This is a genomic window from Ruegeria sp. ABV3_008, assembly GCF_056161185.1.
This window is the reverse complement of record NZ_JBSWYP010000002.1, coordinates 56,473-80,043: the sequence shown is the minus strand read 5'-3', so window position 1 is coordinate 80,043 and position 23,571 is coordinate 56,473. Positions and strand designations below refer to the sequence as shown.

23 protein-coding genes and 1 riboswitch are annotated in these 23,571 nt (G+C 57.9%); of the genes, 11 read left to right on the top strand and 12 right to left on the bottom strand.

Features of this window, described 5'->3' with window-relative positions:
- The first annotated feature begins 5 nt into the window (after positions 1-5).
- On the top strand, positions 6-893 hold the full coding sequence (locus ACXAH8_RS04475) for an AraC family transcriptional regulator (protein WP_475216405.1): 888 nt from the start codon (positions 6-8) through the stop codon (positions 891-893).
- A 57-nt stretch (positions 894-950) separates the two neighbouring features.
- Here the strand turns inward: ACXAH8_RS04475 and rpsD are convergent, their stop codons facing one another.
- The 7 genes from rpsD to ACXAH8_RS04440 all read right to left on the bottom strand — a co-directional run bounded on the left by rpsD (position 951) and on the right by ACXAH8_RS04440 (position 8,175).
- Positions 951-1,571 (bottom strand): 30S ribosomal protein S4, encoded by a 621-nt coding sequence (rpsD, locus tag ACXAH8_RS04470; protein ID WP_170374584.1) that lies wholly within the window; start codon positions 1,569-1,571, stop codon positions 951-953.
- Positions 1,572-1,878: 307 nt separating this feature from the next.
- Positions 1,879-2,346: a hypothetical protein gene (locus ACXAH8_RS04465; protein ID WP_475216402.1), complete on the bottom strand. Its 468-nt coding sequence runs from the start codon at positions 2,344-2,346 to the stop codon at positions 1,879-1,881.
- 261 nt (positions 2,347-2,607) lie between these two features.
- Entirely contained in the window at positions 2,608-3,687 is a 1,080-nt protein-coding gene (locus ACXAH8_RS04460) for an FAD-binding oxidoreductase (protein WP_475216400.1), read from the bottom strand.
- Positions 3,688-3,692: 5 nt separating this feature from the next.
- Positions 3,693-4,916: an aromatic ring-hydroxylating oxygenase subunit alpha gene (locus ACXAH8_RS04455; protein ID WP_475216398.1), complete on the bottom strand. Its 1,224-nt coding sequence runs from the start codon at positions 4,914-4,916 to the stop codon at positions 3,693-3,695.
- A gap of 112 nt (positions 4,917-5,028) precedes the next feature.
- Positions 5,029-5,232: riboswitch (cobalamin riboswitch) on the bottom strand.
- Between the two features lie 118 nt (positions 5,233-5,350).
- Positions 5,351-5,872 carry a GNAT family N-acetyltransferase gene (locus ACXAH8_RS04450; protein ID WP_475216396.1) on the bottom strand — a complete coding sequence of 174 codons (522 nt, stop codon included), beginning with the start codon at positions 5,870-5,872 and terminating at the stop codon, positions 5,351-5,353.
- A 114-nt stretch (positions 5,873-5,986) separates the two neighbouring features.
- Positions 5,987-7,297 carry a type I glutamate--ammonia ligase gene (locus tag ACXAH8_RS04445; protein ID WP_475216998.1) on the bottom strand — a complete coding sequence of 437 codons (1,311 nt, stop codon included), beginning with the start codon at positions 7,295-7,297 and terminating at the stop codon, positions 5,987-5,989.
- Positions 7,297-8,175: a MurR/RpiR family transcriptional regulator gene (locus tag ACXAH8_RS04440; RefSeq protein WP_371811947.1), complete on the bottom strand. Its 879-nt coding sequence runs from the start codon at positions 8,173-8,175 to the stop codon at positions 7,297-7,299. Before ACXAH8_RS04440 ends, ACXAH8_RS04445 begins: the two co-directional genes overlap by 1 nt.
- 68 nt (positions 8,176-8,243) lie before the next feature.
- On the opposite strand from ACXAH8_RS04440, the gene ACXAH8_RS04435 reads away from it, so the two are divergent.
- The 8 genes from ACXAH8_RS04435 to ACXAH8_RS04400 are packed head-to-tail and all read left to right on the top strand — an operon-like array spanning position 8,244 to position 15,153.
- Positions 8,244-9,017 (top strand): N-formylglutamate amidohydrolase, encoded by a 774-nt coding sequence (locus ACXAH8_RS04435; protein ID WP_475216394.1) that lies wholly within the window; start codon positions 8,244-8,246, stop codon positions 9,015-9,017.
- Positions 9,014-9,655 (top strand): cysteine hydrolase family protein, encoded by a 642-nt coding sequence (locus ACXAH8_RS04430; RefSeq protein WP_475216392.1) that lies wholly within the window; start codon positions 9,014-9,016, stop codon positions 9,653-9,655. Before ACXAH8_RS04435 ends, ACXAH8_RS04430 begins: the two co-directional genes overlap by 4 nt.
- The gene (locus tag ACXAH8_RS04425; RefSeq protein ID WP_170767391.1) at positions 9,648-10,358 is read left to right on the top strand and encodes an ABC transporter ATP-binding protein; all 711 of its coding nucleotides are present in this window, start codon (positions 9,648-9,650) and stop codon (positions 10,356-10,358) included. Before ACXAH8_RS04430 ends, ACXAH8_RS04425 begins: the two co-directional genes overlap by 8 nt.
- A gap of 29 nt (positions 10,359-10,387) precedes the next feature.
- Positions 10,388-11,542 (top strand): ABC transporter substrate-binding protein, encoded by a 1,155-nt coding sequence (locus tag ACXAH8_RS04420; protein WP_170664703.1) that lies wholly within the window; start codon positions 10,388-10,390, stop codon positions 11,540-11,542.
- Between the two features lie 41 nt (positions 11,543-11,583).
- On the top strand, positions 11,584-12,288 hold the full coding sequence (locus ACXAH8_RS04415; protein ID WP_475216389.1) for an ABC transporter ATP-binding protein: 705 nt from the start codon (positions 11,584-11,586) through the stop codon (positions 12,286-12,288).
- A 1-nt stretch (position 12,289) separates the two neighbouring features.
- The gene (locus ACXAH8_RS04410; RefSeq protein ID WP_170492416.1) at positions 12,290-13,186 is read left to right on the top strand and encodes a branched-chain amino acid ABC transporter permease; all 897 of its coding nucleotides are present in this window, start codon (positions 12,290-12,292) and stop codon (positions 13,184-13,186) included.
- Positions 13,183-14,211, top strand: coding sequence for a branched-chain amino acid ABC transporter permease (locus ACXAH8_RS04405; protein ID WP_475216386.1), 1,029 nt, complete (start codon positions 13,183-13,185; stop codon positions 14,209-14,211). Before ACXAH8_RS04410 ends, ACXAH8_RS04405 begins: the two co-directional genes overlap by 4 nt.
- Positions 14,212-14,214: 3 nt before the next feature.
- Positions 14,215-15,153: an acetamidase/formamidase family protein gene (locus tag ACXAH8_RS04400; RefSeq protein WP_475216384.1), complete on the top strand. Its 939-nt coding sequence runs from the start codon at positions 14,215-14,217 to the stop codon at positions 15,151-15,153.
- A gap of 160 nt (positions 15,154-15,313) precedes the next feature.
- Here the strand turns inward: ACXAH8_RS04400 and ACXAH8_RS04395 are convergent, their stop codons facing one another.
- Complete coding sequence (locus ACXAH8_RS04395) at positions 15,314-15,904, bottom strand: TetR/AcrR family transcriptional regulator (protein WP_475216382.1); 591 nt, start codon at positions 15,902-15,904, stop codon at positions 15,314-15,316.
- A gap of 119 nt (positions 15,905-16,023) precedes the next feature.
- Here ACXAH8_RS04395 and ACXAH8_RS04390 point away from each other — a divergent pair, with 119 nt between their 5' ends.
- Positions 16,024-16,788 (top strand): alpha/beta hydrolase, encoded by a 765-nt coding sequence (locus tag ACXAH8_RS04390; protein ID WP_475216380.1) that lies wholly within the window; start codon positions 16,024-16,026, stop codon positions 16,786-16,788.
- A gap of 570 nt (positions 16,789-17,358) precedes the next feature.
- Here ACXAH8_RS04390 and ACXAH8_RS04385 read toward each other — a convergent pair.
- The gene (locus ACXAH8_RS04385) at positions 17,359-19,641 is read right to left on the bottom strand and encodes an adenosylcobalamin-dependent ribonucleoside-diphosphate reductase (RefSeq protein WP_475216378.1); all 2,283 of its coding nucleotides are present in this window, start codon (positions 19,639-19,641) and stop codon (positions 17,359-17,361) included.
- A 134-nt stretch (positions 19,642-19,775) separates the two neighbouring features.
- On the opposite strand from ACXAH8_RS04385, the gene ACXAH8_RS04380 reads away from it, so the two are divergent.
- On the top strand, positions 19,776-20,207 hold the full coding sequence (locus ACXAH8_RS04380; protein ID WP_475216376.1) for a DUF1489 family protein: 432 nt from the start codon (positions 19,776-19,778) through the stop codon (positions 20,205-20,207).
- Here the strand turns inward: ACXAH8_RS04380 and hisG are convergent, their stop codons facing one another.
- Genes hisG through hisS form a run of 3 tightly spaced genes read right to left on the bottom strand, consistent with a single transcriptional unit; the run spans position 20,208 to position 23,473 of the window.
- Complete coding sequence (gene hisG, locus ACXAH8_RS04375; RefSeq protein WP_170374507.1) at positions 20,208-20,897, bottom strand: ATP phosphoribosyltransferase; 690 nt, start codon at positions 20,895-20,897, stop codon at positions 20,208-20,210.
- Complete coding sequence (locus tag ACXAH8_RS04370; protein ID WP_475216375.1) at positions 20,894-21,982, bottom strand: ATP phosphoribosyltransferase regulatory subunit; 1,089 nt, start codon at positions 21,980-21,982, stop codon at positions 20,894-20,896. The genes hisG and ACXAH8_RS04370 overlap by 4 nt, the downstream gene beginning before the upstream one ends.
- Positions 21,983-21,985: 3 nt before the next feature.
- The gene (hisS, locus tag ACXAH8_RS04365) at positions 21,986-23,473 is read right to left on the bottom strand and encodes a histidine--tRNA ligase (RefSeq protein ID WP_475216374.1); all 1,488 of its coding nucleotides are present in this window, start codon (positions 23,471-23,473) and stop codon (positions 21,986-21,988) included.
- Positions 23,474-23,571 lie beyond the last annotated feature (98 nt).

Sequence of the window (23,571 nt, the reverse complement as noted above, 5' to 3'; positions counted from 1 at the left end):
ACACCATGACACAACATGATTTAGTTGAAAAAATCTGCGAAGCTGTGGGCGGACAGGCAGAAGATGCTGCTTTCTACCCGACCGCATTGGACGGTTTCGGCCTTCTTCATGATGTCAAAACGAAATCAATAGAAGCGCAGGTGTATGAACCTATTGTCTGCCTAGTTCTACAGGGGAAGAAAGAAACACGTATCGGCGATCGCCTTGTTCACTTCGGTGCAGGCGACTCTCTGATCGTCAGCCATTCACTTCCGGTTTTGGCCTCTGTCACGGAAGCAAGTCGGGAAAAGCCCTATGTCGGTCTCGTATTCTCGCTGGACCTTTCCATCTTACGCGGTCTCTACGACTCTGTCGGCTCAGAACCTACTGAAATCGAAACAGCCCAAAGCCTTGCCGCATCAAAAGCCTCGCCCGATCTGATCGACGCTATGGCTCGGCTTTTTCGAGCAAGTCAAAACCCTACCGATGCAAAAATTCTCGCACCGATGATAAGCCGTGAAATCCACTACCGACTCCTGCAAGCAGATCACGGTGGCATGCTGCGGCAAATGCTGTGGCGCGATAGCGCCGCCAGCCGTATCGCGCGCGCGATAGACGTCATCCGCGCGGATTTTCGAACAGCCCTGCCCATCTGCGATCTGGCACAGAGCGCTGGAATGAGCGTTTCTGCCTTTCACGCCCATTTCAAAACGGTGACAGCCACCTCGCCGCTACAATACCAAAAAGACCTTAGGCTACTGGAAGCCCGAAGGCTTTTGTCGCACGGTTCGCTGAGTGTATCGCAGGCGGCTTTTGAGGTTGGCTATGAAAGCCCGACCCAGTTTAGTCGGGAATACTCGCGCAAATTCGGAGTGCCGCCTCGTCAGGACATCGGGTCAAAATGCATAGCTTAGAAACTAAAAAGGCCGCGCTGAAAGCGCGGCCTTTGTAATCTCGGGTACTAGCGAAGATTAGTTCTTCGCGTAGAATTCGACAACCAGGTTCGGTTCCATCATGACCGGGTAAGGCACATCGCTCAGGCCCGGTGCGCGTACGAAGGTCGCGGTCATTTTGGAGTGGTCGGCGTCGATGTAGTCAGGAACATCACGCTCAGCCAGAGCAACAGCTTCCAGAACAACTGCCAGTTGCTTGGACTTGTCACGCACTTCGATCACGTCGCCTTCTTTGACACGGTAGGACGGGATGTTGACCCGCTTGCCGTTCACTTTGACGTGGCCGTGGTTCACGAACTGACGTGCAGCAAAGACGGTCGGTACGAACTTGGCGCGGTAGACAACGGCGTCCAGACGGCGCTCCAGCAGACCGATCAGGTTTTCACCGGTGTCGCCTTTTACACGCTCAGCTTCGGCGTAGATGCGACGGAATTGCTTCTCAGTCAGGTCGCCATAGTAGCCTTTCAGCTTCTGCTTGGCGCGCAGCTGCAGACCGAAGTCCGACAGTTTGCCCTTGCGGCGCTGGCCGTGCTGGCCGGGGCCATATTCACGACGGTTGACCGGGGATTTCGGACGACCCCAGATGTTTTCACCCATACGGCGGTCGATTTTGTACTTGGCAGACGTGCGTTTGGTCACGGCTGATCTCCTTTAAAGTGGCATTTCAGCTTGATCCGAAAACCGGTTCCCACTTTTCGGGCCGAAATAGCGTCTCCGCTCGGACCGGGCAGTTCCAGTTCAGACCAGGCGTGGTGCCGGGTTATAAAGGGCGTTGTCCTCTTGAGGTTTCCCCCATGACAGGCATCCCCTTGCGGGGGCCACCAACACCAATGAAGCCGCGCTTATATCTGCAGAACTATCAGAGTCAACACGTCCCGACGGCCCTGCTCAAATTTCTTGAAGGGTTTTTAGGCCAGCGGGTTCAACGCCAGCCAGGTAACCAAACCTATGAAAAGTAACCCGGCGCGGATTTTCCTGGAAAGGCCACCACCTTTGCGGTCGGCTGCGGTACGCTCTGCAGCTCGGCACCGGCATGTGTGACTTCGCTGATCCAGAAATCCTGATCCCGAGGCGGACAGCCAGCGTTAAACACCAGAGTCGGCCATTGTTCGTCATCGGTGATAATCAAATCTGCGGCAAAGCGTTGCGCTCCATTGGTCAATGTGACCGTCCCGCAATGCTCACCCGAAATCTCTTGCGAGGCTGAGAACGCGTCCCGGGTGCGCACAGCGGTCGCACCCATATGTCCCAGTTGTTCAAGATTTTGCTCTGCCACTTCGCCCAACACCAGCGCCTGACCTCGCCAGGACCATGCGGACCCGACCGCCAAAAAGGCCAAAGGCGCTGCCTCAAGCCCATCAAGCTCGGTTTGATCCCATGAAATGGCTACACGACCGTTATATCCGGCTCTCATATACCTGCTCGCACTTATCAACACCCCACCCAGTACTCAACCCGCTTTATCAGGGGAGATTTCGGCGGAAAAGAGACAGAATTTGAGCAAACACGTGAATGTTGCCGAATAGAATCAACTATCCGTGAGAAAACCTGTGCTGCCCAAACTTCCCGAAGCGCGTATAGGGGCAATAAATATATGATATAAATACAAAAATTTTAAAATCTGAAACCGCAGGTGGCCATAACCGTCCTGCAGTTTCAGCCTGAGACTTCCCGTTCACACCTCAACTTCAACCTTGCCGATCGGGTTCGAACAGCACGCCAGAATGTAGCCTGCTGCGATGTCATCCTCGGAGATTCCGCCGTTGTGGACCATGTGAACCTCACCCGAGGTCTTTTTGACTTTGCAGGTACCACAAACGCCAAAAGTACATCCCGAGGCAATGTTCAATCCAACCGCTCGTGCAGCGGCCAGAACCGTATCCGTCTCGGCAACTTTGGCGGTTACACCCGAGGTCACAAACACGATTTCGGCGGCGCTGTCATCGTCTGGAACGATATCATCCAGATCGGGCTGATCCGCTTCGGTCTCAACCGGAGCTCCAAAGCTTTCCTGATTATAGTTGTCCATGTCAAAGCCAAGGCCCGACAGAGCTTCACGGACAGCCTGCATGAACGGCTCCGGACCGCAGCAATAGACCTCACGGTCCAGATAGTCTGGGGCCATCAGGCCCAGCATCAGCTGGTTAAACTGACCCTGGTAGCCGGTCCAGGGGCTGTAACAGTCAGCTTCCTCCACAACAAACTTCAAATCCAAACCCGGCGTCCGACTTGCCATCTGCTCCAACCGTTGACGGAAGATGATCTCGGACGGACGTTTGGCGCAGTTGATGAAGACGACATCCAAATCGCGGCCTTCGTCCCACATGCAGGTCGTCATCGACATCATAGGCGTGATACCCGAACCCGCCGAGATGAACAGATACTTGGCGGCGGCGCTTTCAGCATTGGTGAACAGGCCCGCCGGGCCAATCGCCCGCATCCGCATACCTGGCAGCAGATTGTTCAGCATCCAGCGAGTGCCGATGCTGTCCGGTTGCGCCTTGGCCGTAATCGTGATGGACCGTGGACGCGATGGGGATGACGATATCGTATAGGTCCGATGCACAACGCCTCCCGGCTGCCCCGGTGCCGGAATCTGGAGCGTTAGGAACTGACCTGGATGGTAGGCGAACAAGGCCCCGGAAGGAGCGCGGAACGTAAAGCTGGCGGTGTTTGGCGTCTCGGGCACGACCGAGACGCATTCCAGCGTCTCGTCATCCTGCCAGACCGAGGCAACAGCGTTCAGATCTTTCATCTCCGTCACTCCGCCGCCATCGTGTCAGGTGCAAGGTGACGCGCCAAAGCGCTGCAATACCAATCGGTGAATTGCAGAACACCGGATTCCTGGATCCCAGAATACGGTCCCGGCACATAGGCGGGGCTGTTGATGCCCATCTGGTTGTCTTCCACCACACGGCGATCTTCGTCATTGGTGGCCATCCAGACCTCGGTCAGACGCTTGACGTCATAGTCGACCCCTTCGACCGCATCCTTGTTGACCAGCCATTTCGTGGTGACTTCGGTCTCGGTCGGGCTGACCGGCGTGATCCGGAAAACAATCGAATGATCGGCCAGGAAGTGGTTCCACGTGCTGGGATAGTGGAACTTCAACAACGTCCCCGCATCCGCAAAGGGCGAACGGCCAAGAAAGCGACGCACCGCGGATTTACCGTCCAGAGTGTAGCTTTCCGCCCCTTCCTTCAGCGGCATGCGCGCCAGGCGGTATTGCCCGTCATCATGCAGATAGAACTGCGACGGCATTCCCGCAGCCTCGCAACGGTCGAAGTGAGTTTGCATGAAGGCCGGGGTTTCACCCCCTTCGATACCGGTTACTGAGGGATCATCAGGGAAGGTCCGGCACAGCGAAGGGTGGTTGCCGCCGCAGTGATAGCACTCGCGGTTGTTTTCCCAAACCAGCTTCCAGTTGCCGTTCTCGATGATCGTGCTTTCAAAAGCGACCTTGGCGTTGCCTAGATCATGCGGCTCCAGATAGGGGCGTGCTTTGTTGGCGAAGGTGTCGAAATCAGGCGCTTCATCTGCAAGACAGATATAGACCAGCCCTGCCAGTTCACGGCAGTGAACGGTTTTCAGCCCATGTTGTTTCGGGTCGAAATCAGGCCCCATATCACGGGCCCATAGCAATGAACCATCAAGCTCATATGTCCACTGGTGATAAGGACAGACCAGTTTAGGCGAGTTGCCCTTGGCGGCCTTGCAGATGATCGACCCGCGATGGCGGCAGGTATTGTGGAAGGCCCGAATCTGGTTGTCCGCGCCGCGCACAATGATCACGCGGTATGCGCCCACAGTGTAGGTCACGTAGTCGCCTGTTTTCACCAGTTCACATGCCGGAATGGCAAATAGCCAGTTGCGGTAGTGGATGGCCTCAAGATCGGTCTGAAAGACATCTGGATCGGTGTAGAACGCCTGTTCAAGGGCATAGGCCGGGTTTCGACGCGCCAACAGGCTTCGAACGTTGCTCACTTCTGGCTCTCCTGCCGCGCCCCGCGGCTTAGCTTGGGCAGATGACACCAGAGGCCAGTCCGGAGCCGTGCGAGGATCACGTCCGAAACTTGTGCCCCCACCGCCACCCGCGGTTTGACATATATGCAAGGCTGGTTTCCGGACTTGAAAGGGGCTTACGCCCGGTGTCGACACCTTCCCGGGATCCTCGTCCCAGTGGTCACCTGTCGAACCTGACCTTCCTTACCGTTGCGGGGGCAGCGCCGGAATTGCACCGGCTTCCCAATTCTCTGCCGCCTGAGAATCAGACAGCAGCACCTCACATGCGCAACCTACTCGTGGATGGAATCTCGGCTGAAAGCCTTGCGACATTTCCAGAAACAAAACAGACATGGCCAGCAAAAATGGAGACCTGAAACAGGGCTGCGGTTTGAGGCAAGAACAAAAAACTAAATTCACTCGTGTTGTGATATGTCCCAGAGATGCGCGTGCATGAAGGGCGCAATCGCAAGTGTTTTTCCCCCCAGTTTTTCAACCGATCCTGCAGTGAGCTCAAGCGTCATCCATGCCTCGGGGATCGTCAGAAGGTCAGGATATGGTGTCTCTTTGTCAGTCGGGACAAACCCGAACAAGGGGTAGAAAGTCGGTACTCCCAACACGAAGACAGCGTCTGTTCCAATGGACCTCAAGTGCATGATGCCGGTCTCCATCATCTCTCTGCCAACTCCTAGGCCTTGATACTCGGGGGAGACACCGCAGGGCGCAAGAAGATAGCATTTAACGTCCGGGTGACCCTGGAAGACAAACGGGGTGAACATGACATTGCCCGCGATCTGCCCCTTGCGCCTTATGCTGATTGAAATCGTTTCCGGATGCTCAAGGAGATCTTCGGCGAGTTGAGCGATTTCTTCACCTTCCGCTTCGCCAAAAGCCAGCCTATGCACATTCAAGATAGCATCGGTTTCTGAACGGCTCATGATCCATCCCTATCCTTAGCTAAACAGTTTGCGCCGCGTCATACGGCGCGAGATTACCCAAACGACGCCCCAGAGGTCGCATTGGGCAAGCTTCGGCAAGACGAACCGCTCAGGTCAATATGTTTCTTCGTACAATCGGCAGCGTGCGTCTGTGTCCAGATGTTCGGTTGTCGCAATCTCGGATTGCTTGTGAGCTTGGTACACCTCGGCAAAGCCTGCGGGGAACCAGCCGGTCACAACCGGGTTGGAAACGAACCGGTCGAGCGCATCTTCCAAAGTCTGAGGCAAGCGCACCAGCCCCCTTTGGTTCAGTTCTGCGACGTCCAACAGCGAAAGATCCTCTTCGGTTGGAACGGGCGCGGGTAGCCCCTCTTCGATCCCCTGCGTCCCGGCCATGACAACCGCCGCAAGCGCCAGATGAGGCGAAGCTGCAGCATCCGCCGCACGGTATTCGATGTTGAACTGCCCGGCGATCGAGGCTGGGTCTTTTGCGGTCACCGGGCAAATCCGCAAGGAAGCCTCGCGGTCGCGAAAACCCAGATTGTTGAAAGCCGCAGACCATCGATGCGGTGTCAGGCGTTCATACGAGATCACCGAAGGCGCTGTCAGAGCCAGGATCGCATCCAGATATTTCAACACTCCGGCGGCGAAGGCACTTGTCAGGTCCGACATGCCGCAGGGCCCGTCATCGGCGTAGGTCAGCGGCGCGCCATGATCATCCACAAAGCTCATATGGATATGGACCCCATTCCCAACGCTCGCGACATCGCGAATAGGGGTAAAGGTGGCCCGCTCGCCATAGGCCCGTGCGGTCGCATAGGTCAGTTCGCGCACCATGATGGCCGCGTCCGCCGCGCGAACACCCAGCTCGGGGCCGATGACGACCTCATATTGGTTTGGGCCATATTCCTTCATGATCGAATCCGGCTTCAGACCGACCTGAGAAATCGCGTTGATCAAGGTCTCGCACAGATCCCGCTGCAGGCCAAAGCCCCGGTGACCATAGGCTTCGTTGGCCTGGCTTGGCGGATCTTTCAGCTGGAACTCATGCTCGAACGCAGCCAATAAATTTGCCCCTGAGACCTTGTGCAGCCGCTCCAGCGCCGCCCTCAAAAGACTGCGCGTGCAGAAGTCCCACGGGTCTCCATCCAGCGTGACGATATCGCCCATAAGAAAGTGCAGGCCGGAGTCTTCGCCGAACTCGACCTTTGCCTCGGCCGTGGCGTCCGGGATCAGAAGAAGATCGCCCAGCGCGCCAAACGGGCTTTCGGCAATTCCGTCAAAGCAGTTGATCTGAACATTCGTTGGTGTCCACCCGACCCCGCGCTGCAACCGCTTGTTCAGTTGATCCGCCGGAAAGGCCTTGCCCCGTAATTTACCGGCAAGGTCAGAGGTGGCGACAAACATCAAGGGGGTTTTGGGCATCATGGGTTGGGGTCCTGATTGTGGGATCGCATGGCATCCCAGGCTTCGATGCGGGATTTCGTCTGGTCCCAGTTGTCTTCGGCAATACGCGTCACCAACGCCTCGGTGACGGCAAGGGCCGCTGTGTACGTATCCCAGAGCGTGCCGCTTTCGATCGGAACTGGCAAGATTTCTGCCGCATGCCGTGATATGGGGGACAACCATTTATCCGTCATGAGGACAACGCGAACCCCTCGATCCTGCGCGGCAGTAGCGGCCAATCGCGCCAGCGCAGGTTGGTAGCGGCGAAAATCGACCAGAAACAGGATATCCGCAGGCTTCATCCGCAGCAGGTATTCCGGCCAGACCTCGTTGTTGGCCGGAAGATGATACACGCCGCTGCGGGTTTGGCGCAGGTGAAAGGACAAATGTTGCGCGATGGTGTCACTGATCCGACCGCCCAGTATATAGACATCGCTTTTTGGCTGGCTCAGTACCGAGCATATGCGCTGAAACTGTGCCTCGGTGATACCTTCAGCCGACAGCGCCATCTGGGACGAGGCGCGCGCGATGAAATCACGTAAGAACCCTCCATCAACACTGCGCCCTTCCCCGTGCAAATCGGTGGGCGAGCGTTGGCCTTCTTTCAATTCCGACAAGAGAGCACGTTGGAATTCCTGATAGCCGCCCAGTCCGATCTTGGTGACAAACCGAGAGATAGACGGGGCCGAGACCTCGGCCCGGCGAGCGAGTTCCTGAATCGTGACCAGCCCCGCATAGGGGTAGTCGCTGAGCAATGCAGCGGCCAGCTTGCGCTCGCTCGCGGTCATGTTCTCCGCCTTCGCTTCAATTCTCTGCCTAACAAGCAAGCGGCACCTCCTGATCTGAATGGATCGCATGGAACAAAAATTTCAGTCAATCTATTTTTCATTGACTCTGAAAAAACTTGTTCTCTAACGTGGGCCACATGAATACATCAACCGCAACCCAAGAATTGCTGGTCGCCGGGGATCCCGCCCCGGTGGAATGGGTGAATCGTGAAAGTGATGCAAAGATCGCGCTGCTCTGCGAACACGCCGGGCGCGCGATCCCGCAAAAGCTGGGCGATCTGGGTATCTCGGAAGAGGTGCAGGCCAGCCATCGCGGTTGGGACATCGGGGCCGAGGCCGTGGCCCGGCAATTGGCTGACCGGCTACGGGCCCCTTTAATCTTGCAGCGCTATTCCCGGCTTGTGATTGATTGCAACCGCCCGATCGAAGCGCCGGATTCAATTCCGCCAAACAGCTTTGGAGAGCAGATCCCAGCCAATCTGAACTTGACCGCTGCGGATCGCACAGCGCGTCAGCGCGAGATCATGGCCCCACTGAACGGTGCCATTGAAGATATGCTGGATCGTGCGCCGCGCGTGCTTGCGGTGTCGATCCACTCCTTCGCCGCAAAGGTCGATGGTGAGACGCGGCCCTGGCACGCTGGATTTCTGACGCGCGTTGACCCCAAAACGGGACAAGCCGCTATCGACCATATCTCGGCCCTGCGTCCCGATCTGCACATGGCGTTGAACCAGCCCTATCAGATCGACAGTGAAAGCGACTGGTTCATACCTCGTTTCGCGGAACCTCGCGGACTGGCGCATTCGCTGGTCGAGATCCGCAATGACCTGATCCGCGATGCAAAAGGCGTCGAGGATTGGGCGCAGCTTCTCGCCGAGGCCTTTACCCAAATACTGGAGACCAAGACGTGAGTTTGACGCGCAATGTTCCCCTTGTCCCATCGCAATCCGCGCTGTTGTTCATTGACGTGCAGAACTATTCGGCACATCGCGAAGGCGCCGAATTCAAGGACATGCCTGAAGCCGAATTCAATGAGAAATACGGCTGGTACTTCGATCAACTGGACACCCGCGTGATCCCGAACATGCAGGCCATACAGGCCGCCTGCCGCAATGCCGGCGTCGAGGTCATGTACACCAATATCGAAAGCCTGACGCTCGACGGGCGTGACCGGTCACTGGACTACAAGATCACGGGTTTTCATGTTCCCAAGGGCAGCTGGGACGGAAAGGTCATTGACCAGATCGCGCCCCAAGGGGATGAGATCGTGCTGCCGAAGACGTCCTCTTCGGTGTTTGTGTCCACGCATGTCGACTACATCCTGCGCAACCTTGGCGTTCGTCAGGTTGTTTTGTCCGGCCTTTTGACGGATCAATGCGTCGAAAGCGCCATCCGGGACGCATGTGATCTGGGCTACCTTGTCACTCAGGTCGAAGATGCGTGCCTGACCCACACGCAAGATCGGCACGACAATTCTCTGCGCGCGATCAAAGGCTATTGCCGACAGGTCACCACAAAAGAACTGGTCGAGGAATTGGCCGGTGCTTGATCTGAACGGCATCACCAAGACCTTTGGCGGGGTCCACGCCGTTGAGGATGTGACCATGTCCGTCCCACCGGGCGAGGTGCGCGGTCTGATCGGCCCCAATGGCGCAGGCAAGACGACGCTGGTCAACCTGATCTCTGGGCTGTTAACCCACTCGGCGGGCAGCTTGTCGCTGGATGGCGAGCCGCTGGACAACTTGCGCGCCCACGAACGCGCGGCGCGCGGTGTGGCGCGGACGTTTCAGAACCTGCGGGTCTTTCCAAGCCTCAGCGTCGCGCAAAACATCGACGTCGCCCGCTATTCCGGCCGCGGCGCCGAAATCGTCGACGCCGCGATCCCCGAGTTCGGCCTGTTGGACAAGCTCAACCAAAACGCCGGGTCATTGGCATATGGGCAGCTTCGGCGGCTGGAGATTGTTCGCGCGCTGGCCCTGAACCCGCGTGTCCTGATGCTGGACGAACCCGCCGCGGGGATGAACGAACAGGAAACGGAAGCTCTGGGTCGGTCGCTGACATGGGTGCGGACACATTCGGACTGCGCGATTTTGGTGATTGATCACGATCTTAAATTCATCATGTCGCTCTGCGACAAGATCACCGTTTTGAACATGGGCGCCATCATTGCCGAAGGCGCACCCGAAGAAATAACCAAGAACCAAGAGGTTATCGACGCTTATCTTGGCGAAACCGATGAACGTGCCGCGTGACGCAGGCGGCTTTCAACAGGAGAACAAGTATGAAGAAGTTGACCCTTACGACTCTGACCGCCATGAGCCTCGCCCTACCCGCGGTCGCCGAAGATACGATCAAGATCGGACTGGGCGTACCGATGACTGGTGATCTGGCCATCTATTCCGAATACCTGGGCGCGCGCTGTATGGCCGATATGATTAATGCCGACGGTGGAGCTGGCGGCAAGAAGATCGAAGTTCTGGTTCAGGATTCCGCAGGTGATACGCAGGCGGCGATCTCGTTGGCGCAAAAGTTTCTGGACGAAGGCGTTGTGATGCTGGGGACCACGCCGTTCTCGGACACGATGATCCCGGTGGCGCAGATCGCTCAGCCATACGGCGTTTCCATCTTCCAGCCACAATCCACGCAGGTCGAGATGCATGCGGGCATCGTGGACAACTTCTTTACCGGCGTCTCGCCTGATCCGTTCACGGCAACGGCAGCTGCCAACCACGCGCTTAGCGAAGGGGTCAAGAATGTGGTTCTGTTGACCTCAGACGAAGGCGGGTCGTGGTCCGCGCGTACCCCGCTGTGGTTCGGACAAGTGATCGAAGAGGGCGGCGGAAAGGTGCTGGCGAAGATGAATTTCAGCTTTGGCACATCGGACTGGTCACCTCAGATCGCTGACATGAAAGCACTGGGTGAAGAGATCGACGCCGTTTATATTTCGTCGATCATGCCCGATATTGGTGTGCTGGTTCGACAGCTGCGCAGCGCCGGGATCGACGCTTGGGTGGTCGGCTCGGACGGGTTTGACGATCCATCGCTGGATGCTGTCGCGGCTGATGATCCTGCGATTCTCGACAAGGTGTTCTTTGCCACGCTGGCCCCAAGCCACGACGAAAGCGCCGTGGTCAAGTTCATGGCGGACTGCAAGGATTTGGGCCACGATGTGCCCGGCTTGTTCCCAGCCACCGGTGCCGACACAGTCAAGGCCGTTGCCTGGGCGGTCGAAACCTCAGGCAGCAGCGACCCGGCGGTGATTGCGGAAACGATCCGCACGGCCGAGTCGATCCCGGTTCTGACAGTCGACAGCATTTCGTTCAAGGATACGAAAACCTATGCCCAGCGCACGATCCCTGTGATTGGCTACAAAGATGGCAAGCGGGTTCTGATCTCGAACGAAATTCCCGAAAACACACCGAAAGACTGGAACTGAGCCAAAAGACGGGGGCGGTTCCAGCCCCCGTTTCCAATCCCATGCTGAATGTTGAAAACCTGATAGTTTCTCACGGTCCGATCGAGGCCGTGCACGGCATCTCTTTCGCCGTGGAGAAGGGCCGCTGTGTGTCCTTGCTTGGGCCCAATGGCGCGGGCAAGACCTCGACCATCTCGGCGCTGATGGGGGTGGTCAAGTCCTCGGGCCGGATCACCTTTGAAGGTGCCGATATCTCGGCCCTGCCTGTGGAGGCTCGAGTGCAGGCGGGTATGTCCGTGGCCCCCGAAGGGCGGCGGATATTCTCGAATCTGAGCGTCGAGGAAAATCTGGTGCTCGGCGGCGCCACACGTTCTGACCGAGCGGCCAAGGACACCGATATCGCCCACTGGCTTGAGACCTTTCCGATCCTTGGCGAACGCAGAGATCAACCCGCCGGCACCTTGTCGGGCGGTGAGCAGCAGATGCTGGCCATTTCCCGGGCCTTGATGACCCGACCCAAGATTCTGTTGCTGGACGAACCCAGCCTAGGTCTGGCCCCCAAGATCGTGAGCCAGATTTTCCAGATGATCGAACAGCTGAAAGCGCGGGGAATGACGATCCTGTTGGTCGAACAGAACGCAACGCAGGCGCTGCGCCTGTCGGACTACGCCTACCTTCTGAACAACGGGCGGATCGTGGCTGAGGGCACCAAGGAAACACTGGGCCAAAGCAGCGCGCTTATGGCGGAACTGACGGGGATCGCCTGACATGGAATATGTGGCCCAGCAGATGATGAACGCGCTCGCCTTTGGTGCGGAATATGCGCTAATTGCACTCGGTCTGGCGATTGTCTTTTCGATCATGGGGCTGGTGAACTTTGCCCATGGTGAGGTGATCGCAGTTGGCGGTTATACGATGGTGGCCTTTGCTGCGCTGGCGCTGAACAACCCCTTCATCGTCATTGGCGGAGCCATCGCCGCAGCGATCCTGATGTCCCTGTTGCTTGAACGCGTGGCGTTCCGACCCGTGCGATACGCAGACCCGACAACGGGCCTTTTGACCGCCTTTGGTGTCTCAATCATTCTGCAAAACGTGTTTCTGCTTGCGGTCTCACCACGCCCCGTGGCCGTGACATCGTTGTACTTCCTCGACTGGCCCGTGCAGCTTTTGGGCGTTCAGGTATCTTCACTTCAGGTGTTCGAGGCGGTGACGACGGTGCTGGTGATCGTCGGACTGATGCTGTTTCTAAAACGCACAACACTGGGTCTGGCCATGCGCGCCGCCTCGCTGGATTTTGAGATGGTCCGCATGGTCGGCGTCAAATCCAACAGAGTGTTTGCAGTGGCTTTCATGGTGTCGGGCCTACTGGCCGGGCTGGCCTGTATCTTCATCATGGCGCGGCGCGGGTCGGTCGATCCTCATCTGGGGTTCAACCCGGTCCTCAAGGCCTTCGTAGCCTGTGTCGTCGGAGGGTTCGGCAGCCTACCCGGAGCCGTGCTGGGCGGCTTCCTTCTCGGCGCGATTGAGGTCGCCATGCTGGTCCTGCTACCGCAGGAATATGGCGGCATGAAAGACGCCTTTGTCTTTGGAATCATAGCCCTTGTTCTGGTTTGGAGGCCGGATGGCATCCTGTCACCCCCGACTGAGAAAGGGGACAAGATATGATTCTGAACCCCAGTCAGAAACGCGGGCTGGTGGGCGCTGCGATCCTGGCCGCCGTATTGATCGCGATTGGGCTGATCGTGACCTATTTCGGCTCTCGCTATCAGCTTCGGCTGGTCTACAGCGCCTACGTGAACCTATTGGTTGTTTTGGCCATGCAGGTGTTCATGGGCAATGCGCGCCTGACCAACCTCAGCCACAGTGCATTCATGGGGATCGGCGCCTATGTCGCCGCGATCTGCGTTACGCCAGTGACGGTCAAATCCATCTCTCTTCCGGATGCGCCTTGGGGGTTGAATGCCTTCTCGCTGGACCCGGTCAGTTCGGCGCTGCTTGCCATTGTGATCACCGCCTTTCTGGCCCTAATCGTCGGACTGTTTGTCGTGCGCCTTACAGGGTCTGGAGTGACCATCTTTTCCCTTGCCGTCCTGGTCATCTTGCACTCGGTATTCCTGTACCGCACCGACATTTTTAAAGGAAATCAGGCGTTTTTCGGCATTCCGCAGGTGTTCTCACTGACGTCTATCGTAATCTTGTCCGTATTCGTTGTGTTCATCGTGCGCCTTTTTCGCGAAAGCCGCTGGGGCATCCAGCTGCGTGCTTGCGCCGATGATGAGGTCGGTGCCGCCGCAATGGGTGTAAACATTCGCCGGTTGCGCCTGATTGCCTGGGTCCTGTCGGCCATACTGCTTGCGGTCGCCGGGATTGCCTACGCCTATTTCCTTGGCACGATCAGCGCGCGGCCCTTTTATTTCAACCACGTCTTTCTGACACTCGCCATGCTGATCCTTGGGGGAATGAGAACGGTCACAGGTGCGGTTCTGGGCACGCTTCTGATCTCGTTCGGGTTGGAATGCGTGCGTTGGCTGGAAACCGGCCCGGTCCTGCTGGGCATCGACCTGCCCGAAGTGCTGGGCCTGTCGGGTATTGCTCTGGGAACAGTCATTGTACTGACTATGGCCCTGCGCCCCGGAGGGATCATGGGTGATCAAGAAATCGAAGACCTGGTTCTGAAAAAACAGGAGTAAGTCATGGGTTGCAACCACACTATTCACAAACACAACCACCATTTCGGTTGGGACAACTCCATCGAACCCGTCCTGAGCGTCGACCCCGGCGAGACCGTCGAGGTCGAAACCATCGACAGTTCGGGCGGGCAGTTGAACGCTTCCTCGACCCTGGCCGATCTGGGCAAGCTGTCTTTCGACGCGGTCAATCCGGTCACAGGGCCGATCCACATCAAAGGGGCCGAGCTCGGCGATACCGTTGCCGTGACCTTTCTGGATTTCAAGCCTTCGGGCTGGGGTTGGACCGCCAACATCCCCGGTTTTGGCCTGCTCACCGACCAGTTTCCAGATGCAGCCCTGCATATCTGGAACTATGATTCCAACGCGATGACCCCTGCTCTGTTCGGGCCGGGTGGGAAGGTGCCGCTAAAGCCGTTTGTTGGCACAATCGGACTGGCGCTGGCCGAGCCGGGTCTGCATTCCGTCGTGCCTCCACGCCGAGTTGGGGGCAACTTGGACATCCGCGACAATTGCGTAGGGACAACGCTTTACCTCCCGGTCGAGGTGGCTGGCGGGATGCTGTCTTTGGGGGACACCCATGCGGCACAAGGCGATGGTGAGATTTGCGGCACCGCCATCGAAAGCCCTATGGACGTGGCCATCAAAGTCGACCTCCTCAAAGGCGAGAACCTACCCTACCCGCGTTTTGAAACCGACGGTCCCGTCACCCGCCATTTCGATACCGCCGGCTACAAGGCGACGACAGGCATCGGCGAGGATCTCATGCAAGCCGCCCGCGATGCAGTGGCGGGCATGGTCGACTGGATCTCGGCCACGACGGGGATGTCAGCGCTTGATGCCTACATGCTCTGCTCGGTCTGCGGCGACCTACGGATCAGTGAGATCGTGGATATCCCTAACTGGACGGTCTCATTCTACTTTCCAAAGACCGTTCTGGACTGAAGAATGCGGCAACTTCTGAGTACCGGAGGTCTGCCGTCGATGCCGGAAGCAGTCAGTCGTTCAAAATAAGTCGGAACATAAGCGATCTTTTCAGTAGGTGACCTTCGGCTTCGGTTCTTTCGCCATTGTGACGACCAGCGCAAAGCGTCTCACCAGCGGTTCAACTGCCCGTTTTGTAGTGCGCCATAAACATGGCGATGCAATCGTCCATTACGCCCTCGGGGGTCGGGTTCTCACCAAGGAAAAACTCCGGCCAGAAGAAGAAGTTTTTGACGAGCCCCAAGAGTTGGTTGGTCGCGAAGACCGGATCGGCTTTTCGGATCACGCCAGCGTCCATGGCTTCGCCGATCAACTGCGTCATCGGGTAGTCGTGCGCTTCTGTCTCCGTGAAGAATTTCCGAGAACGATCGAGGTCGCGGATCAGCTCAGAAAGGACCATGCGGTTTAGGCCGATAGCCGTCTCCTCCGTTATGACCGAGATGTACCCCCAAAGAGCGTCTTTCAGCTGCTCAACGAAGTCACGGCTTGGGTCATAGGCAACCGGCTGCATACTCCGGTTCTGCTCCAACATGATTTCTGAGATAGCTTCGAAGAGGGCCTCTTTGCTTTCGAAATGATTGTAGAGCGTGCGACTCGAAACATTTGCTTTTTGGGCGATTGAGGTCGTCCTGGCCCCCAGAAATCCTTGCTCCCGAAACTCATCGATGGCTGCATCGATGATATCTTTTCTTTTCTTTTCAGTACGTTTCACGGATTTAGCCTCAAAAAGTAAAAAAGTGTGTTTACAAACTTCACCTCCTCAACATAAGTAAACAAGACGATTTACTTTAGCAAGGTGCAACCCTGCTCGACCTCGAAAGGACCCAAACCATGACCCCCCATTCTTTCATCGCTGGCAAAAACGCAGTGACCTTTAAATCTTTTGGCTTGGATTTGGCCGGTGATCTCTACCTGCCCGAAGGGTTTGATAAGACAAAGACCTACAAGGCCATCGTGGGAGCCAGCCCGTTCCCGCAGGTCAAGGATCAAATACCTGCGACCTACGGCCCTGAAATGGCGGCACGTGGCTTCATCTATCTCGGCTTCGACTATCTGGGCATGGGCGATAGCCCCGCGCTGCCCAGTGAATTCAAACAATCGCGCTACAATTTCCGCCTGATCGAAAACACCTGGGACGCGGTTTCGTACCTGGGTACGCTACCCTTCGTCGAAGAAATCTATGGCCTGGGCGTCTGTCAGGGCGGTCAAACCATTGCATCGGCAGCGGTGACAGACCACCGTATCAAGAAAATCGCCATGGTGTCGGGCATGATGGCCTCAGACGCGTTCCAGTGGACCGACCGCGAAATGGCCAATCAGATAATCGACGCAGCAAATGCCTCGATGCAGAAGCAATATGAAACTGGCGAGCCAGACTACGTTGCACCGTTCGGCTTGAACGATGAAATGTCTCGTGAAGAGTTCACGGAAGCGGCCGCCTACCCAGACATGGCTGGCGAAACCTATGACTATTACGGCCGTGATGGTGCTAAGGGGCCGGTTGCAGTTCCCAACTATACCAACATGCACATTGCTGATCAGCCCATGCAGTCTTTGTTCTCAATTTGTGAAGCCTATGCGGACAAAATCGTGTAACCCTCGCTGACCATCTACGGTACAAATGCCTCCACAGCGATCTGCTCGACCGCATTTGTCGAGAAACTGACCAATGACCACAAAGAGCTGGCGTTTGATGAATTCAGCCACGTGGACTTTTACTACAAGCCCGAGGCCGTGAAGGCGTCGACCGATGCAGTGGCAGAGTTCTTCAACAATTGACGCGATGAAGTGCTTCGTTTGACTAGGTCCACCGTTCTGTTCGAGAAACGGTGGACCTCGAATGTCGAACAAGAGACTTAAGCAAGAGGAAACAGTTCAGAAGCTGCTGCAAGTTGGCGTGCTAGTCCGTCAGGGAATGATGCCTACAGATGCGATCCGAGCAGCTGGCCAATGTTCTGTTGTTGGTACAAACCACGCGAGATTTCGGTGTGTACTTCCCAGCTCACAAAAAAGGTCTCGGCGATCAAAAAACCCGGCGCCTTTTTTCCCTACAAACCCAAGAGTTTCGGATTGCGGGCGCAAATGACCTTGCGTATGGGCGGCAATACTGACGAGTATGGGTTCGTTTTTCCTTGCCGTTCACACAAACGGGTTCTGCGCGTCACCTCAGCCACATTTCGAGTGACCGCAGCTTCTGCACGTCATGCAGCCTTCTATCATCACCATGTCATACTGCCCACATGACGGGCATGCTTTGCCCCGTGGTGCATCCATGTTGACGACCTGCGCCTGAGGGTCGGACTTTAGCCCCATCCCCTCTCCCTCGAGAAAGCCTATATTGACCATGTGCTGCTCGATCACCCCGCCAATAGCTGCCAGGATCGAGGGGATATACTTGCCCTTCACCCATGCACCACCGCGCGGGTCGAAGACAGCCTTGAGCTCTTCGACCACGAAGGACACATCCCCGCCCCGCCGGAACACGGCCGAGATCATGCGGGTCAGCGCCAGCGTCCAGGCGTAATGCTCCATGTTCTTCGAGTTGATGAACACCTCGAACGGACGGCGGCGGCCTCCGATGACAATATCGTTGATCGTCAGGTAGATCGCATGCTCACTGTCGGGCCACTTCAACTTGTAGGTCGACCCCTCAAGCGACTGCGGGCGGTCCAGCGGCTCGGACATGTAAACGACATCGCCGCCATCGACCTCATGCGGGGCAGCCGCACTTTCGCCCGGCGCCGTATCGGCACTTTCCGATACGGTCAGGACCGAGCCCGTCACATCATTGGGGCGATAGGTCGTACAGCCTTTGCAGCCCTGATCCCAGGCCTGCATGTAGACATCCTTGAAGGCGTCGAAACTGATGTCCTCGGCACAGTTGATTGTTTTCGAAATCGAACTGTCGATCCATTTCTGCGCCGCGGCCTGCATTTTCACGTGATCCGACGGAGACAGCGTCTGCGCATTCACGAAAAACTCCGGCAGGTCCTTGTTGCCAAACTTGTCGCGCCACATCTGCACGGCATAGTCCACCACCTCTTCTTCGGTGCGCGAGCCATCCTTCTGCAACACCTTACGCGTGTAGGCATAAGCAAAAACCGGCTCGATCCCCGACGACACGTTCCCAGCGTAGAGAGAGATCGTGCCTGTGGGCGCGATTGAGGTCAGCAGCGCGTTGCGGATCCCATGCCTGCGGATTTCATCGCGCACATCGTCATCCATCTGCTGCATCGTGCCGCTGGCCAGGAACTTCTCGGCATCGAACAAGGGAAACGCCCCCTTCTCCTTCGCCAATTGCACCGAGGCCAGATACGCGGCGCGGGCGATTGCGTGCAACCAGCGCTCGGTCTGGCGCGCCGCCTCGTCAGAGCCATAGCGCAGGCCCAACATCAAAAGCGCATCTGCCAGACCTGTCACACCCAGCCCGATTCGGCGCTTGGCCTGCGCCTCGGCCTCCTGTTCGGGCAGCGGGAATTTTGACGCGTCCACCACATTGTCCATCATGCGCACAGCGGTGGCGACCAGCTCTTTCAGAGCGTCCTCGTCCAGACGCGCGGCGTCATCGAAAGGCTCGGCCACCAACCGGGCCAGATTGATCGAGCCTAACAGGCACGCGCCATAAGGAGGCAGAGGTTGCTCGCCACAAGGGTTGGTGGCGGCAATCGTCTCGACATAGCTCAAGTTGTTGGCCGCATTGATGCGGTCGATGAAGATCACGCCCGGCTCGGCATAGTCAAAGGTCGCCTGCATGATCTTGTTCCACAGGTCCCGCGCCTGAACGGTGTGATAGACCTTGCCACCGAACACCAGCTCCCACGGGCCGTCGGCTTTGACGGCCTCCATGAACGGGTCAGTCACTAGCACCGACATGTTGAACATGCGTAGACGGGCCGGATCGGATTTGGCCGTGATGAACTGTTCAATATCGGGATGATCGCAGCGCATCGTCGCCATCATCGCCCCCCGGCGCGAGCCTGCGGACATGATCGTGCGGCACATTGCGTCCCAGACATCCATGAACGACAACGGCCCCGATGCATCCGCTGCCACCCCTTTCACATCCGCACCCCGCGGACGGATGGTTGAGAAATCATAGCCGATCCCCCCACCCTGCTGCATGGTCAGCGCGGCCTCTTTCAGCATATCGAAGATGCCGCCCATGCTATCGGGCACGGTGCCCATGACGAAGCAGTTGAACAGTGTCACCTGCCGTGCGGTGCCAGCGCCTGCGGTGATGCGCCCAGCGGGCAGATATTTGAAATCCTCCAGCGCGGCGTAGAACTTTTGTTCCCAATGCTCCGGGTCCGCCTCTACCCGCGCCAAATCGCGCGCAATACGTCGCCAGCTGTCTTCGACCGTCTGGTCGATAGGCGTGCCATCCGCCTGTTTAAAGCGGTATTTCATGTCCCAGATCTGCTCGGCGATGGGGGCGGCAAAGCGGCTCATTGGTGATTCCTATTCAGCTGCGAGGCATACAAGATAGACCAAATTGGCCACCTAGCGCTACTATGACTTGATGCAATAACCCGTTAACCCTACCTTCTTAACCAATTCCTTTGGGGCGACTCTGTGGGTAAACTGTGGATAAATTCATAAACCTCGTCAAACTTTCGGTCGGGTCAGAGAGCGTTGACACGCTGATGGCGTGGCAGGACAGCCGCAAGCCGCTTTATGCAGATGGTTGCCCGCGCCACGTGACGCGGATGTGGCCCAAGCGCGAGGCCGAGATCCTGAACGGAGGTTCGATCTATTGGGTGATCAAAGGCGTGATCCAATGCCGCCAGCGCATCCTGCGCCTTGATGAGGTACGCGGTGAGGACGGCATCCGTCGCTGCGCCATTGTTCTCGACCCCGAGTTGCATCGCACCCAGAACGCTCTTAAGCGCCCCTTTCAGGGATGGCGCTATCTGAAGCCCGAAGACACCCCAGCCGATCTTCCAAAATCGCGTGAGCAGGACGACGCCCTGCCTGACGATCTGAACCGCGCTCTGGCCGAAATCGGCATATTGTAGTCAGCGCAGGCGATCCAAAAGCTCGGACAGAACCGCTTTGTCGCCAGCATCGTAGCTCGCCACACGGCTGCGCCACAGGGTCGCTTGCGATTGCAGGATGAGACCGTCCGAGAGGATCTTCAGGTGATTGGCCCGCAGTGTTTCACCGGTCGAGGTGATATCGGCAACGGCCTCGGCCGTTTCGTTCATCACGGTGCCTTCAGTCGCGCCCTGGCTGTCAACCAGAGCATAGTCGGCCACCCCGGCATCGGTCAGAAACTCACGAACCAAACGGTGGTACTTGGTCGCAATCCGCAGCCGGTGACCATGTGTTCTGCGGAACGCAGCGGCGGCTGCATCCAGATCGTCCAGCGTATCCACATCCACCCAACAAGCAGGCGTGGCGATGATCAGATCCGCCTTGCCAAAACCAAGCGCGGCAACCTCTTCAACTTGCTGTTCCCAGCGCGGCAGCTTTTCCTGCACAAGGTCAACACCCGTGACCCCCAGGTGAATACGACCCGCGGCCAGCTCACGCGGGATTTCACCCGCTGACAGCAGGATCAACGAGACATCATCGATCCCCTCAACCTTGCCCGCATATTCCCGGTCCGATCCACTGCGCGACAGAGTGATGCCGCGCTTTTCGAACCACGAGAAAGTCTTCTCCATCAACCGGCCCTTCGAGGGCACGCCCAGTTTCAGGCTCATTGTGCGTCCTCCTCGATCTCGAGCATCAGGTCGGGGCGGATGACACCGCCAACAGCCGGAATTTCTTCGCCATTGCCCAACTGCCGGGTCAGCGCATCATAGCGCCCGCCAGTCGCGATCGGAGGCAGATCAGGGCGGCCTTCGGCGTAGAAGCCAAAGACGAACCCGTCGTAGTACTCCATCGAGGTCCGGCCATACGCAGCCTCAAAATCCAACCGCTCAACATCCACACCCCGCGCCTGCATCGCTGAGATCCGGGCTTCAAGCCGATCAAGCGCTTGCGTGATCTGCGGCAGGTCGACCGCCACATCGCGCAGCTGTTCCAGCGCAAATGGCATGGTCTCGCGCACATTCAAAAGCGTCTCCAACCCGGCCAGTTCGTTGTCTGAGATGGGCGGCGTGTCGCGATCTTCACGTAAAGCTTCGATCCGCGCCTCGATCTCGGAGGCACGGCGCTTACCGATCATCGGAATGTCGTTGTCCAAAGGGTCTGCGGCATTCAGCAACTCGTCGCGCCCTTCGGGGCCGGGTTTGCGACCTGCAAACCGATCCAGAAGAATGCGGAACCGGCGGGGGCGCCACAGATGCCGCATCAGAGCGGTCTTGCGACGCTCGGTCGTGCGAAGGCCCTCGACGGCTGCGGTCAGAATTCCGATATCCCCGGTCGCCGCCCGCAAAGGCAGACCCCGCAACTGCAACGCAAACAGCGAGAACACCTCGGCGTCCGCGCCGGATGGATCGTCGCGATCAAAGACCTCATAGCCCACCTGGATATATTCATTCGACCGGTCCGGGTCATGCTCCTGACGGCGAAAGACCTCTCCGGAATAGGTATAGCGCGCGGGTTCTGCACCGTCGCTCATGTGCATCTGCACCACCGGCAGAGTGAAATCCGGGCGCAGCATCTGCTCTCCCCGCAGGGCGTCCGACGTGACATAAGCACGTCCGCGGATGTCTTCGCCGTAGAGGTCCAGCAGTGTCTCGGCCGGTTGCAGCAGAGGCGTATCGACCACCTGCGCACCTGCCGCCTCGAACCGGACGCGCATCATCGCGGCGCGGGCCTGTATCTGGGAACGGTTGGCCATGGCTCAGTCCTGACTGTCCAGAATTTCACGGACCTTTGCGATCAGATCACCGCGCGGCACTTCGAACTGGCTGGGGCGTTCTTTCCATTCCTCCAGCGTGGCACTTTCGGCGATTTTGGCGCCAAGGATCAGGTCTTTGATCTGAACGATGCCATTCGTCTTTTCGTCACCACCTTCAATCACCGCGATGGGAGAATTCCGTTTGTCCGCATATTTCAGCTGATTGCCGAAGTTCTTCGGATTGCCCAGGTAGACTTCGGCCCGGATACCGGCATTCCGCAGCTCAGCCACCATCGCCTGATAGTCAGCCATACGGTCGCGATCCATGACAGTGACGACCACAGGACCTGTTGCCTGCGCGCTGAGACGCCCCTTCTCGCGCAGAGCGGCCAACAGGCGATCGACACCGATGGAGACACCAGTTGCAGGCACCTCCTGCCCGGTGAAGCGCTTGACCAGATCGTCGTAACGACCACCACCTGAGACGGAACCGAACTGACGCTTGCGGCCTTTTTCGTCGAAAATCTCAAAAGTTAGCTCGGCTTCATAGACCGGGCCGGTGTAGTAGCCGAGACCGCGTACTACCGACGGGTCGATCTCGATCCGGTCCGAACCGTAGCCGCCCGCATCCAGCAGCGAACCGATCTGTTCCAGTTCAGCAATGCCATCGGCACCGATCTTGCTGTCGCCAACCGCCGCACGCAGGTTCGCGAGCGTTCCGGCGGTATCCGCTGCTTTGGAGGTCAGGAAGGCAAGCACCGGCTCGGCCTGATCATCGCTCAGCCCTACACCGTCGATAAACGCACCAGATGCATCCAGACGGCCCTTGGTCAGCAGCTCTCGGACACCGGCCTCATCGACCTTGTCAAACTTGTCGATGGTGCGCAGAACGTTGTCGCGGGCGGCGGCGTCTTCGCCCAGCCCCATTGCCTCAAGCACACCGTTCAGAACCTTGCGGTTGTTCACGCGCACAAGATAATCGCCGCGCGGAATGCCCACGGTCTCCAGTGTGTCCGACAGCATCGCACAAATCTCGGCATCAGCCGCCATCGAGGCGGTGCCAACCGTATCCGCATCGCACTGATAGAATTGACGATACCGCCCCGGACCCGGCTTTTCGTTGCGCCAGACCGGACCCATCGCGTAGCGGCGGTAAGGCGTCGGCAGGTCGTTGCGGTGCTGCGCATAGACGCGGGCCAGAGGCGCGGTCAGGTCATAGCGCAAGGCCATCCAATCTCCGTTGCCGCCTTCGTCAAATTCCTGCCATGCGAACACGCCTTCGTTCGGGCGATCCACGTCGGGCAGGAACTTGCCCAGCGCCTCGACGGTCTCGACCGCGCTGCTCTCCAAAGCGTCGAACCCATACCGATGATAGACGCCCGCAATCGTCCGCAGCATCTCGGTGCGCTGCGTGACTTCCTCGCCGAAATAGTCTCGGAACCCTTTCGGCGTTACGGCCTTGGGGCGGGGCTGTTTCTTGGGCTTGGCCATCGGGGGCGTCCTTCACGGGTCATGTTCCGCGCGCGGTCTATCCCATGGCCCGCATCGGGGCAAGGCGCGCTTTCGCTGGTCTTGGCTTTGCTGACCCG